The 12542-nt window shown below is 65.7% G+C and carries 9 protein-coding genes; 6 read left to right on the top strand and 3 right to left on the bottom strand.

The genetic code is table 11. The features are described 5' to 3' along the window. Positions 1 to 7: 7 nt before the first annotated feature. On the bottom strand, positions 8 to 1036 hold the full coding sequence (locus BRSPCE3_RS25895; protein WP_244069123.1) for an AraC family transcriptional regulator: 1029 nt from the start codon (positions 1034 to 1036) through the stop codon (positions 8 to 10). 251 nt (positions 1037 to 1287) lie between these two features. Between BRSPCE3_RS25895 and BRSPCE3_RS25890 the strand changes: the two genes are divergently transcribed. Together BRSPCE3_RS25890 and BRSPCE3_RS25885 are read left to right on the top strand one after the other, a co-directional pair. Further along, positions 1288 to 1737, top strand: a complete 450-nt coding sequence (locus tag BRSPCE3_RS25890) for a cupin domain-containing protein (protein WP_016842394.1) — start codon at positions 1288 to 1290, stop codon at positions 1735 to 1737. Positions 1738 to 1852: 115 nt separating this feature from the next. Beyond that, positions 1853 to 3346, top strand: coding sequence for an NAD(P)/FAD-dependent oxidoreductase (locus tag BRSPCE3_RS25885; protein ID WP_244069122.1), 1494 nt, complete (start codon positions 1853 to 1855; stop codon positions 3344 to 3346). A gap of 55 nt (positions 3347 to 3401) precedes the next feature. On the opposite strand, the gene BRSPCE3_RS25880 is transcribed toward BRSPCE3_RS25885, so the two are convergent. Beyond that, entirely contained in the window at positions 3402 to 4127 is a 726-nt protein-coding gene (locus BRSPCE3_RS25880) for an alpha/beta hydrolase (RefSeq protein WP_244069121.1), read from the bottom strand. A 149-nt stretch (positions 4128 to 4276) separates the two neighbouring features. Here BRSPCE3_RS25880 and BRSPCE3_RS25875 point away from each other — a divergent pair, with 149 nt between their 5' ends. Together BRSPCE3_RS25875 and BRSPCE3_RS25870 are read left to right on the top strand one after the other, a co-directional pair. Further along, a complete protein-coding gene (locus tag BRSPCE3_RS25875) occupies positions 4277 to 5257 on the top strand; it encodes a helix-turn-helix domain-containing protein (RefSeq protein WP_244069120.1) in 981 nt (326 codons plus the stop codon). 21 nt (positions 5258 to 5278) lie between these two features. Beyond that, positions 5279 to 6346, top strand: a complete 1068-nt coding sequence (locus tag BRSPCE3_RS25870) for a maleylacetate reductase (RefSeq protein ID WP_244069119.1) — start codon at positions 5279 to 5281, stop codon at positions 6344 to 6346. 1 nt (position 6347) lies between these two features. Here BRSPCE3_RS25870 and BRSPCE3_RS25865 read toward each other — a convergent pair whose 3' ends face one another. After that, complete coding sequence (locus BRSPCE3_RS25865; protein WP_244069118.1) at positions 6348 to 7802, bottom strand: GH1 family beta-glucosidase; 1455 nt, start codon at positions 7800 to 7802, stop codon at positions 6348 to 6350. Positions 7803 to 8050: 248 nt separating this feature from the next. Between BRSPCE3_RS25865 and BRSPCE3_RS25860 the strand changes: the two genes are divergently transcribed. Both BRSPCE3_RS25860 and BRSPCE3_RS25855 read left to right on the top strand, forming a co-directional pair. Next, positions 8051 to 10717 (top strand): M1 family metallopeptidase, encoded by a 2667-nt coding sequence (locus BRSPCE3_RS25860; protein ID WP_244069117.1) that lies wholly within the window; start codon positions 8051 to 8053, stop codon positions 10715 to 10717. A gap of 78 nt (positions 10718 to 10795) precedes the next feature. After that, positions 10796 to 12448 carry an acetolactate synthase large subunit gene (locus BRSPCE3_RS25855; protein WP_244069116.1) on the top strand — a complete coding sequence of 551 codons (1653 nt, stop codon included), beginning with the start codon at positions 10796 to 10798 and terminating at the stop codon, positions 12446 to 12448. Positions 12449 to 12542 lie beyond the last annotated feature (94 nt).

Here is a 12542-nt window from a genome sequence, read left to right as displayed (position 1 = left end):
CTGGCGCTCAGCTCAGCCGCTGCAGGGTCGCCTTCGGGGTCTCGCCGAACTTGGCACGGTAGGCGCTCGCCATCCGGCTCAGATGGGTGAAGCCGAGGTCGAATGCAATATCGACGATGCGTTCGCCCGGCCGCGCCGTCTTGAGACGGGCGTTGAGATGGGCGAGCCGGATATCGAGCAGCATCTCGGAGACGGTGGTGCCGAAGTGGCGGCGGAAACCGAGTTGCAGCGCGCGGATGCCGGTGCCGGCGATCTCGGCCAGCTCGGCGAGATCCAGCGGCTCGGTCGCGCGGGTCTCGAGGTAAGCGCGCACGCGCTTCAGTGCTGCCGGTTGGGCCTCGGTGCGGCCGTTGAAGACATCGATCGCCGCACTCAGGCTGTGCCGCTGCCCGTTGAGCAGGTCATTGAGAAACTGTTCGCGCCAGTCGGCCGCCGCGACCGCGGACAAGGTTTTGCGCGGCCCGAGCTGTTCGGCTGTCGTCACGAGGTGCTCGATCCGGGCCGAGAGCATCTCGCCGCGCGGTCCGCCTAGCGCGACAGCCGGATCGAACTCGACCGGACGCACCGCCACGCCGCCGAGCGCGGCGGCGCGATGCTCGACCAGCTTGCGGTCGAGCAGCACGATGAGCTGGGCGCAGTCGTCGCGCCAGGTCATTTCGGTCGGAATGGTCGGCGACAGCAGCGAGGCGGTGTGTCGTGGCCCGGTGGTGAGCTCGCGTGCGGCGGTCCGGATCGCGGCCGAGCCGGACAGCGGCATCTGCAGCAGGAAGAAGCGGTCGAGGCAGCCGGGATTGATCGCGACCGATCCGCCATAGGCGACATAGTTGACCGAGAAGCCGTCGAAGCCTGCGCAATTGTGCTGCGCGGAGAAATCGCGCTCGGAATGAGCGACCGGTGTCAGGTCGTGCGGACAGAAGATGCGGCCGATCGCTTCGGCGGCGTCATCGACGCGTGCGGTTGCGACGCGCGCGAACTCCTTCAGCCTTGCCCGCGCAGGATTTGTCCTTGCCGAAACCTCGTTGCCAACAGCAGTCACGCTGGCCGTCCGGAGTTGTTTGAGGTCTAAAATATCGGGCAGCCTAGTGCATTCGCCGGCAAAGGGGAACGCTGTTTCGTCGCGCAAACTGCCCGATCGGCGCGCAGGCGGCTGCGGTCGCCTTGGGCAGAAGACGCTCCCGCATTGCAGCATGATCGTGCAGGCTGCGGATTCGTTTATCGGCTAGACAGCTTCACCGGCCGGCGACAGGCTCCGTGTCCGTAATACGCACCCACATTGGAGAGGCTGACATGGGCACGCTCGAGAAAGGCATTACCCGAACCGGCACCGGCTACGGCGGCAAGACCTGGAATATTCTGGGCCAGGTCTATTATCCGAAGGCGATCACCGACTCGACCTTCGCGTTCGAGACCAACAGCGATCCCGGCCAGTTCGTGCCGGTGCACATCCATCCGACCCAGGACGAGTTCATCCTGGTGCAGGAAGGCGTGCTCGACCTCAAGCTCGACGGCGTCTGGGTGCAGGCCAAGGCCGGCGACCTCGTGCGCATGCCGCGCGGCATTCCGCACGGCTATTTCAACAAGTCGGACAAGCCGGCGCGGGCGCTGTTCTGGGTGTCGCCGATGCAGAAGCTCGAGGCGCTGTTCGAGAAGCTGCACAATCTGCAGGATCCCGTCGAAGTGGTGCGGATCTCCGCCGAGCACGAGGTGGACTTCCTGCCGCCCGAAGCCAACGACTAGAGCGGCGAGCAAACAGACAGCGTACGCACGACGCAATCGCCGGAGCTGGCTCCGGCGATGACGGGAACGCGTGCGCTTGGGAAATGGACCTGTTCATTCATCGCGGAGACGTTTCATGGTCAAGCAGAAGCATGTGTGCGTCATCGGCGCCGGCATTTCCGGGCTCGCCGCCGCCAAGGCCTTTGCCGGTCGCGGCCACAGGGTGACGATCATCGAGCGCAGCGGCGATCTCGGCGGGGTCTGGGAGCCGGCGCGATCCTATCCCGACGTGCAGACCCAGAGCCCGAAGGAGCTCTATCGCTACACCGACAAGGCGATGCCGGAATCCTATCCGGAATGGCCGAAGGGTCCGCAGGTTCATGCCTATCTGCGCGACTACGCCCGCAGCCACGGCCTCGACGGCGCGATGCGGTTCGACACCAGGGTAGAGGGCATGACGCGACGCGCCGACGGCAAGCCGGGCTGGACGCTCGCGCTGCGCTCGACCGATGGCGCCACTGGCCACGAGGATTTCGACTTCGTCGCCGTCTGCACTGGGCAATTCAATGAGCCGAACTCGCTGCGGCTGCCAGGCGAGGACGGCTTTAAGGCGCAGGGCGGCCATATCCTGCATTCTTCGCAATATAGCGATCCTGATCTCGCCAAGGGCCGCAAAGTGGTCGTGCTCGGTGGCTCGAAATCAGCGACCGACATCGCGGTGAACGCGGTCAATTCCGGCGCCAGCGAGGTCACCATCGTGTTTCGCGAGCCGGTGTGGCGGATTCCGTACTTCGTCGGCGGCCTCGTCAACTTCAAGCGCATCCTCTACATCCGCGCCCAGGAGCAGATGTTCGCAAGCTGGGGCATCGGCCCGATGGCGCGCCTCGCGCATGCCGTGGCAAAGCCGTTGGTCTGGGCGAACTGGCGCGGGCTCGAGAGCATGCTGAAGATGCAGCTCAAGCTCAAGCAGTGCGGCATGGTGCCGAAGGAGCGGATCGAGGACGGCGTCAATTGCTCGGTGCCGATCGCGACCCCCGGCTTCTATCCGATGGTCGCCGACGGCCGGATCAAGGCGGTGCAGGGCACCTTCGACCATTATGACGGCAAGACCATCGTGATGAGCGGCGGCCAGCGTGTCGCGGCCGACGTCGCGGTGCTCGCGATCGGCTACAAGCTCGGTGTGCCGTTCCTCCCTGAGGAGTATCAGAAGAAACTGGTCGAGCCCGACGGGCAGTACCGGCTCTACCGGCTGATCGCCAATCCAGATCTGCCCGACATGGGTTTTGTCGGCTTCAATTCCAGCTTCTGCACCGTGCTGTGCGCCGATCTCGCCGCGAACTGGCTGGTGCGCTACGCCGACGGCCAACTCGCGCGGCAGCCGAGCGCGGCCGAGATGCACGACAACATCGCGATGATGCTGAACTTCAAGCGGGTCGAGCGTCCGGCGGCCGGCGTCTACGGCGGGCTGTGCGTCGCGCCCTACCACTTCAAGCATTTCGACGAGCTGTTGGCCGACATCGGCACCAAGGCGTCGCGCCGCAACCCGCTCGTCGAAAAGTTCACGCCACCGGACGCGGACGCCTATGCGCGATTCCTGGCGACCGCGCCGGAGTACAAGGCGGTCGCCTAGAGCATGATCCGGAAAAGTGTGAAGCGGTTTTCCGAGGAGATCATGCGCAAAACGACTAATCCCGGCCGGCGTCGAGGAAGGCTTGCGCCAGTCGCTCGGGATTGGAGAAGCACAGTTCGTGGCTGCCCGGCAACTGGACCAGCCGGAACAGCCCGAGCTTCTCCGACAGCCGCGGATGCCAGGGCAGGCCGTGCGGCATCGCGGTGTCCTCGGTGCAGTTGACGTACGACTTTGCGATCGGCATCTCGGCCGGGTTGGTTCGCAGCGCGATCTTGTCCTGGAAGGTCTTGAGCGGATGCGGGTTGAGCTTGTCATAGGCCCGCTGCGCCGTCTCGAGATCAGCGTCGTTGATGAAGGCCTCGCGCCAGACCGGGAACGGCAGCACCACCGAGCCGTCGCCGCGTTCGGTATAGATGGCGTCGAACAGGCCGACATAGTGCGGTGGCACCATGTCGTTGAGGCTTTCGCCATTGTTGGGCACGAAGGCATTCCAGTACACCAGCCGGCGGATCCGGCTCGCGGCGGCGTCGGCGACGCCGGTGATCACCATGCCGCCATAGCTGTGGCCGACCAGCACGATGTCGTTCAGATTGTGCTCGGCGAGATAATCCACGATCGACTGGATCGCCTCGGCAAGGCCGGAATCCTTCCGGTCGTCGGGGCGATTGCCCTTGATGGTCGGGGTATGGACGACATGGCCGGCCTTGCGGATCGCGGCCGCAACCGGTTCAAACTCGGCGCCGGTATGCCAGGCGCCATGGACGAGAACATAGGTCGACATGTTGTACCTCCCTGTCTGGTTGGATCGATTGCGATGTTCGGGACGGCCCGGGATACGCCCAGGTCTCAAACGCTTCCTGATGGATATTGACCTGGGCCCGCGGAACGCGCTTGGCTGTAACCGAACCGGATTGGGCTCGGAGTGAACTGATGCAGCAAATCGCCGCCGCGGATCGCTCGCGCAGGCTGAGCTGGAATACCGCGGATACCAGACCGGGCGAGCAGTTCGCCTATTATCGCGAGGCGATCTGCCAGGCCTTCATGAACCTGACACCGGAGCCGCCGGCGACGCCCGGATTCCTCGCCCGCGTCGAGACCGTCGGGCTCGGCGACGGCGCGGTCAACCGGGTCAGCTTCCCGGAGCACGTCGTGCGGCGCTCGTCGGCCGACATCGCCGCGTCCAGCCGTCGCTGCTACTACCTCAACCTCAAGCTGGCGGGCCGCTGCCGGATCCAGCAGGCCGGACGCGAGATCAGCCTGTCGCCGGGACAGGTCGGAATCTTCGACAGCGGGCAGCGCTTCTCGCTGCTGCACGACCGCGGCCCCGCGCTGCAGGTCGCCTCGTTCTGGGTGCCGGCGGAGGCGCTCGACGAGCGGCTGCCGTCGGCGCCCGAGGTTGCGCCGGCGCGGGTCTCCGATGATCCCTTTGTCGGCCATCTCATCGCCGAGACCGCGCAAGTGCTAAATACATCAGCGCTTCGCGCGTCTGATGCCGACAACGCCCGGCTGTTCGGCGTGCTGCTCGATCTGGTCGCGCTCAGCCTGTCGCGGAGCGGTCGCGCAGGGGTTGCCGAGAGCGCGGGCCTTGCGGATGCGACGTGGCTGGCGCTGCGCCGTGCTGTCGACCGCAGGCTGCGCGAGCCCGGGCTCGGCGTCGCCGCCATCGCGTCCGGGATCGGCATCAGCGAGCGCTATGTCCACAAATTGTTCGAGCGCGCCGGCACCACATTCGCCAGCTATCTGATGGACCGCCGCCTCGATGGCGCCGCGCGCGACCTGAAGGATCCGGCGATGGCCGGGCGCGCGATCGGCGACGTCGCGTTCGACTGGGGCTTCTCCGATCTGTCGCACTTCACCCGGCGCTTCCGGCATCGCTTCGGCTGCACGCCGCGCGACTGGCGCCGCGGCTGACCAACGTTTTTGGAAATCATCATGCCACAGCCGTTCACCTATCAGGTCAGCCCGATGCGCATCGTGTTCGGGGTCGGCACGCTCGTGCAATTGGCCGATGAACTCGAGCGGCTCGGCATCAGGCGCGCTTTGGTGCTGGCGAGCCGGCGGCAGCAGGCCGAGCTCGGCGAACTCGCCGCATTGACCGGCGGCCGCATCGCCGGCGTGTTCGACGGCGCGGTCGTGCACACGCCGGTCACGGTGACCGAGCGCGCGATGGAACTGGTCCGCCAGCTGAAGCCCGACGGCGTGGTCGCGGTCGGCGCAGGCGCGGCGACCGGCCTCAGCAAGGCGATCGCACTGCGCACCGACCTGCCGCAGCTGATCGTGCCAACCAGCTATGCCGGCTCCGAAATGACGCCGGTGCTCGGCGAGACCGTCGATGGCGTCAAGACCACGCAGTCGTCGCCAAAGATCCTGCCCGAGGCCGTGATCTACGACGTCAATCTGACCCTCTCGATGCCGGCAAAATTCTCCGCGATCTCCGGCCTCAACGCGATCGCCCATGCGGCCGAGGCGCTGTATGCCCGGGACGGCAATCCGATCACCGCGCTGATGGCGGAAGAGGCGATTGCGAAGCTCGCGTCGTCGCTGCCGAACGTGGTCGCACGGCCGCGAGATCTCGAGGCGCGCTCTGACGCACTCTATGGCGCCTGGCTGTGCGCGGTCTGCCTCGGCACCGTCGGCATGGCGTTGCATCACAAGCTCTGCCACACCGTCGGCGCGCTCTTCGACCTGCCGCATGCCGAAACCCATGCGGTGCTGCTGCCGCACACCATCGCCTACAACACGCCGGCCGCTCGCGATGCGATCGCCCGCGCCGCACGGGCGCTTGGGACCGCTGACGCGGCCGATGGCCTGTTCGATCTGTCGGAAAAGCTCGGCGCGCCGCGCTCACTCGCCGGGATCGGCATGCCCGAGAACGGCATCGCAAAGGCGGCCGCACTCGCCACCAAAAACCCCTACTGGAATCCGCGGCCGATCGAGGAGCGCGGTATCAACGACCTGCTTCGGCGCGCATGGTCGGGCGCGCGGCCGCAGGCCGGATAGATCACACCCCTATCGCGTTGCGCGCGATCACGTCGCGATAGAATGCCGCGCTCAGTTTCGGCACCCGCGCCTGGGTTTTGAAATCCACCCGGTACAGGCCGAAGCGCTTCGCGTAGCCGTAGATCCATTCGAAATTGTCCATCAGGCTCCACAGGAAATAGCCGTGGACCGGGACGCCGTCGGCGGTCGCGCGCTGCAATTGGGCGAGGTAGTTGCGCAGGAACATGATGCGGTCGAGGTCGTAGATCTGCCCGTCCGGCTCCACCTTGTCCTCGCCTGACGTGCCGTTCTCGCTGATATAGATGCTCTTGATGTTCCAGAGCTTGGCGGCGATCCGCGGCGCCCAGTAGATCGTCTCCGGCGCGATCCGCAGCCAATCCGAATTCATATGCGGGAACGACGCGGGCATCGGCAGCGGCTTCCAGCCGGGGGCTCGGTCGGTGGCGAGGACATAGCAATGCGGCGCGTAGATGTTGAGCCCGACGAAATCGTTGGGCTGCGCGATGATCTTCAATTCCTCGGCGGTGAATTTGGGCGCGTCCGCGCCGGCATATTGCAGGAAGGCCTCGGTGTACTTGCCTTCGAGGAGGACGCCGAGGAAACCCGCATTGAGCTCGCGCGTCGCGATCTCGGTGGCACGGATGTGCTCCGGCGTGTTGATCGCGGGCACGCAGGCGGTGATGTTCTCGGCAGGGCCGACCCGCGTGCCGGGGCGGCCCTTGGCGCGGATCGCCTGCACCGCGAGCCCATGCGCCAGCGCGACGTGGTGGCGCGCCTGGTTCACCTCGGCCGGCGGCAGCGTCAGCCCCGGCGCGTCGACGCCGAGCGCATAGCCGAAGGGGAGGAAACGCCCGACCTCGTTGAGGGTGAAGATGTTCTTGACCCGGTCGGTCAACCGCTGCGCCACATAGCCGGCGTAGTCGCCGAATGCCTTCGAGGTATCGCGCGAGCGCCAGCCGCCGACGCGGTCCTGCAACGCCTGCGGCAGGTCCCAGTGATACAGCGTGGCATAGGGCTCGATGCCGTTCGCGAGCAGTTCGTCGACCAGGCGGTTGTAGAAGTCGAGGCCCTTCGGATTCGGCGTGCCGGTGCCGTCGGGAAACACCCGCGGCCAGGCGATCGAGAAACGATAGGCCCGGGCGCCGAGATCCTTGATGAGGCGGACGTCCTCCTTGTAGCGGTGATAGTGCTCGTTGGCGCGGTCGCCGGTCGAGCCGTCCTCGATCTTGCCCGATGTATGGGTGAATGTATCCCAGATCGACGGGCCGCGGCCGTCCTCATTGACCGCACCCTCGACCTGGTAGGACGAGGTCGCGGTGCCCCAAACGAAGCCTGCGGGGAAGTTCGCGCCGTCCGGCCGCGGAGCGCGGTTCGCGGCCTCGGCGGGAGCCGACAGGCCGAGTGCCGAGAGGCCCGCAAGGCCCGCAAATTGCCGGCGCGAGAACTTTCCGAACATTGTAGTCTCCCGTCGCCGGACATTGCGGCTGGAATGCCACCCACAGGTTAACCTTCCATCCCGCCGTTGAGCAACAAGGGCCGAGTGCCCGAGGCGCCGTAGCAAGCGGCACACCAATCGACGCGAACCGTCGTGATGTCAGATGTCGCGGAGTTGTCAGTTTTGTGGCGACATGTTCTCTACTAGATTGCCTGCTACCTCCTTCCGCAATGACATCCGAAAATCCCGAGATCCCGGTGAGCTGCGCGATGAACCAGCCTGCAACCTATGTCCGAACCGCGCTGCTGCGTCGTCTTGCCACGGCAATCGGCTTGCTGCTGACGATGGCCGCGGGTGCGCAGGCCGAGCAGACATTTTCGTTCGACGACACGCCCGGAAAATTGCCGAAGACGGTCGTCCCGTTGAGCTATGCGATCGAGCTGACGCCCGATCTCGCCGGCCTCGCTCTCCCTGGCGTCGAGACCGTCGACATCGAGGTGCGCGAAGCCACCGCGCGGCTGACGCTGAACGCGATCAACACGACCTTCGGCAAAGTCACGATCGACGACGGCGCACAGCGCGCGGAGGTCGCGACCGACGCCGCTGCGCAGACCGCGACGCTGACCTTCGCCAAGCCGCTTGCGGTTGGGCCGCACAAGCTCCGCATTGCGTTCACGGCGCAGATTAACAAGTTCGGCACCGGCTTGTTCTCGGTCGATTATCCGACCCCGAGCGGCATCAAGCGGCTGATCTCCAGCAAGCTGGAGCCCGCCGATGCAAGGCGGATTTTTCCATGCTGGGACGAACCGTCGTTCAAGGCGAGTTTTGCATTGACCGTCGTGATCCCGCGCAATCTGCTGGCGGTCGGCAACATGCCTGTCGCGAGCGAGGCGCCGGTCGCCGGCGATCTCAAGAAGGTTGCGTTCGCGCCAACGCCGAAAATGTCGAGCTATCTGTTCGTGCTCGCAGTCGGCGAACTCGAGCGCGTCACGGCGGATGCCGGCGGCGTCACGGTCGGCGTGGTGACGACGGTGGGCAAGAGCGGGCAGGGCCGTTTTGCGCTCGACAGCGCGGTGAAGCTGCTCGCCTACTACAACGATTATTTCGGCGTGAAATATCCGTTGCCGAAGCTCGACCTGATCGCGGTTCCCGGCGGGTTCGGTGGCGCGATGGAGAACTGGGGCGGCATCACCTTCTTCGAAAGCCGGCTGCTGTTCGATCCCGCGGCCAATGCCGAGACCGCGCGGCGCGGCATCTTCGCCATTATCGCGCACGAGATGGCGCATATGTGGTTCGGCGACCTCGTCACCATGGCGTGGTGGGACAATCTCTGGCTCAACGAGGGCTTTGCCAGTTGGATGGCGACCAAGGCCTCCGAGCAATTCTATCCGCAATGGCAGAACTGGCTGAACGGCTATGGCGCCAAGCAGTTCGCCATGGCGCTCGATGCGCGCCGTACCTCACATCCGGTGCAGCAGCCGATCGCCGACCACAGCGAAGCGGTCACGGCGTTCGACGCCATCACCTACAACAAGGGCCAGGCGCTGATCCGGATGCTCGAGACCTATCTCGGCGAGCAGGCGTTCCGCGACGGCATCCGCAAATACATGGCCGCGCATGCCTACAGCAATTCCACCACGGCCGATCTCTGGCAGGCGCTCGAGGCCTCCGGCGGCAAGACGATCACCGGCATTGCCGCCTCCTTCACCGAGCAGGACGGCGTGCCGCTGGTTTTGGCTGAGACGGCCTGCGATGGCACAGCACAGCGCCTGATGCTGCAGCAGGACCGATTCGTGATCGCGCCGGCCAACGATCCGCCGCTGCCGGCGCACAGCTGGCAAATCCCGGTCGCGGTCGGACCGGCCCACGGCAAGCCGTTCGATGAGATCTTGCTGAAGGGGAGCGCCGATATCCCGGCCGGTGCTTGCGGCGACGCGATCAAGGTCAATCTCGGCGATGTCGGCTATTACAGGGTCGAATACGGCCCGAAGAACCGCGCGGCATTGCTGAACGCCTTCCCGCAAATGCAGGTCGCCGACCGGCTCAATGTCGTCACGGACAGCTGGGCGCTGGTGCAGGCCGGCCGTGCCGAGGCGCCGTCCTATCTCGCACTGCTCGATGCGCTCGATGCCGGCGATCATCGCGCGGTGTGGGACCAGGTGATCTCGACCTTTGCAGCTTTGAATCGCCTGTCGCGCGACCGCGCCGAGCGGCCGGTGATCCAGGCCTATGCCAGGGCGAAGCTGCGCCCGGTATTCGATCGGATCGGATGGGACGGCGGCGGCTCGGGCGACGATGACACCGCGCTGCTGCGGGCGAGCCTGATCTCGACGCTGGGTGACCTCGGCGACGCGGCTATCGTGGCGGAAGCGAAGCGGCGCTTCGCGGCGTTCCTCGATGATCCGAATTCGCTTCCGACCACGCTGCGCGATGCGGTTACCCATGTCGTCGGCGTCACCGCCGATCGGGCCACCTATGACCGGCTGTTGACGCTTGCCCGCAAGAGCACGGCGACCAATGAGCGGCTCCGCTACTATTTCGCCGCAGCCAGCGCCCGCGATGCCGAGCTGGCGCGCGCGACGCTGGCATTGACGCTGACCGGCGAACTGCCCGACACGATCGTGACGGGGATGATCAACGCGGTTGCGGGCGCGGGCGAGCAGCCGCAGCTCGCCTGGGATTTCGTCCAGGCCAATTTCGATACGTTGCTGGCCAGGCAGGGACCAAACTTCCGTGACCAGTTCGTGCCGAACTTCATGACCAACTTTACCGATCAGTCCCACGCAGCGGAACTGGCTGCGTTTGCCCCGTCGCAGTCGACCAGCGGCGGGCGGGTGATGGTGGCGCGATCCGTGCAGGCGATCGCGATCTCGGCTGATCTCGCCGCGCGCGTGCTGCCTGCCGCCGGCGCCTGGATCAGGGCGCACAAGCCGTGAGCTCGCGAGGGAGTTTCCGGCGGCGCGCGATGCGGTTATGCTCGGTGCGCGGCATGCAATCAACGAAGTGAGGCTGACATGGTCAAAGGTTCCGATTTGCTGGTCGCGGCCCTCGAAAATGAGGGCGTGGAGCGGGTGTTCGGCGTCCCCGGCGAGGAGAATCTCGATGTCGTCGAGAGCCTGCGCAAGTCCTCGATCAAGCTGATCGTGACGCGCCACGAACAGGCCGCGGCGTTCATGGCGGCGACCTATGGCCGGTTAACCGGAAAGCCCGGCGTCTGCATCACGACGCTCGGCCCCGGCGCGCTCAATTTGACCACTGGCGCGGCCTACGCGCTGCTCGGCGCGATGCCGATGGTGATGCTGACCGGACAGAAGGGCATCCTGAGCAGCCGACAGGCCAAGTTCCAGATCGTCGACATCGTCAACACCTTCCGGCCGCTCACCAAGCTGTCGCTGCAGATCGTCAGCGGCGCGACCATTCCGACGCTGGTCCGTGATGCCTTCCGGATCGCGACCCAGGAACGGCCGGGGCCGGTGCTGCTCGAACTGCCGGAAGACATCGCCGGCGATGAGACCGCACCGGTCGAGCTGGTGCATCCGCATCCGATCGAAATTCCGATCGCGCATGCCGCAGCCCTCGACCGCGCCGCCGACATGATCCTGAAAGCGCAGCGTCCGCTGATCATGCTTGGTGCTGCGGCCTCGCGTCCGCGCTCGACCGCCGGGATCGGCGACTTCGTGCGGCGGACGAAAATTCCGTTCTTCACCACCCAGATGGGCAAGGGCACGGTGTCGGGCGGCACCAACCAGTATATGGGGACCGCCGCGCTGAGCGAACGCGACTATGTGCATGAGGCGATCGACCGCGCCGACCTGATCATCGCCATCGGTCACGACACGATCGAGAAGCCGCCCTTCATCATGGGCCCGAAGGGACCGCAGGTGATCCATGTCAGCTACATGCCGGCCAATGTCGAGCAGGTCTATTTCCCGCAATGCGAGGTGATCGGCGACGTCGGGCCGAGCCTCGAATTGCTGGCCGACCGGGTCGCGGGCAAGCTGCCGCATGCCAGCGCGCTGCTCAGCCTGCGCGAGAGCATTCTGGCGAAGATCACCGACCGCGCCACCGAGGGCCGCTGGCCGCCGACGCCGCAGCGCATCGTGCACGATGTGCGGCAGGTGATCCCTGAGGACGGCATCGTCGCGCTCGACAATGGCATGTACAAGATCTGGTTTGCGCGCAACTACCGCACGCTGCTCGCGAACTCGCTGCTGCTCGACAACGCGCTCGCCACCATGGGCGCCGGCCTGCCATCGGCGATGATGGCGGCGATGCTCTATCCGAAGAACCGCGTGCTGGCGGTCTGCGGCGACGGCGGCTTCATGATGAACTCGCAGGAGATGGAGACCGCGGTTCGTCTCAAGCTCAATCTGGTGGTTCTGATCCTCGAGGACTCCGCCTACGGCATGATCCGCTGGAAGCAGGCGGTCGACAACTTCCCGGATTTCGGCCTGACCTTCGGCAATCCGGATTTCGTCAAATATGCCGAAAGCTATGGCGCCAAGGGTTCGCGGATCGAGAGCACGGAGGCGATCGTGCCGACCCTGGAGCGGGCCTTCTCCGGCGGCGGCGTGCACCTCGTCGTGGTGCCGATCGACTATAGCGAGAACAAGCGTGTGCTGGTCGACGAGCTGCGCGAGAAGGTGCAGCAGATCGACGTCGAATAGCAGATTGCCGCCGACCACACGGAACGAAATGCCCTCGGCTTGATTGAACGTAAGCCGCCATGGTAGCACGCCACGACATCACCCGTTGTGCTGA

Origin of the sequence: Bradyrhizobium sp. Ce-3 (assembly GCF_022835695.1) — a bacterium.
Classification (GTDB): domain Bacteria; phylum Pseudomonadota; class Alphaproteobacteria; order Rhizobiales; family Xanthobacteraceae; genus Bradyrhizobium.
This window is presented reverse-complemented; position numbering and strand designations above follow the sequence as displayed.

What these genes read in the sequence shown, in the direction of transcription:
- BRSPCE3_RS25880 (WP_244069121.1), bottom strand. Translation starts at nt 4,127, where the DNA reads ATGTCGACCTATGTTCTCGTCCATGGCGCCTGGCATACCGGCGCCGAG.
- BRSPCE3_RS25890 (WP_016842394.1), top strand. Translation starts at nt 1,288, where the DNA reads ATGGGCACGCTCGAGAAAGGCATTACCCGAACCGGCACCGGCTACGGC.
- BRSPCE3_RS25875 (WP_244069120.1), top strand. Translation starts at nt 4,277, where the DNA reads ATGCAGCAAATCGCCGCCGCGGATCGCTCGCGCAGGCTGAGCTGGAAT.
- BRSPCE3_RS25870 (WP_244069119.1), top strand. Translation starts at nt 5,279, where the DNA reads ATGCCACAGCCGTTCACCTATCAGGTCAGCCCGATGCGCATCGTGTTC.
- BRSPCE3_RS25860 (WP_244069117.1), top strand. Translation starts at nt 8,051, where the DNA reads ATGAACCAGCCTGCAACCTATGTCCGAACCGCGCTGCTGCGTCGTCTT.
- BRSPCE3_RS25855 (WP_244069116.1), top strand. Translation starts at nt 10,796, where the DNA reads ATGGTCAAAGGTTCCGATTTGCTGGTCGCGGCCCTCGAAAATGAGGGC.
- BRSPCE3_RS25885 (WP_244069122.1), top strand. Translation starts at nt 1,853, where the DNA reads ATGGTCAAGCAGAAGCATGTGTGCGTCATCGGCGCCGGCATTTCCGGG.
- BRSPCE3_RS25865 (WP_244069118.1), bottom strand. Translation starts at nt 7,802, where the DNA reads ATGTTCGGAAAGTTCTCGCGCCGGCAATTTGCGGGCCTTGCGGGCCTC.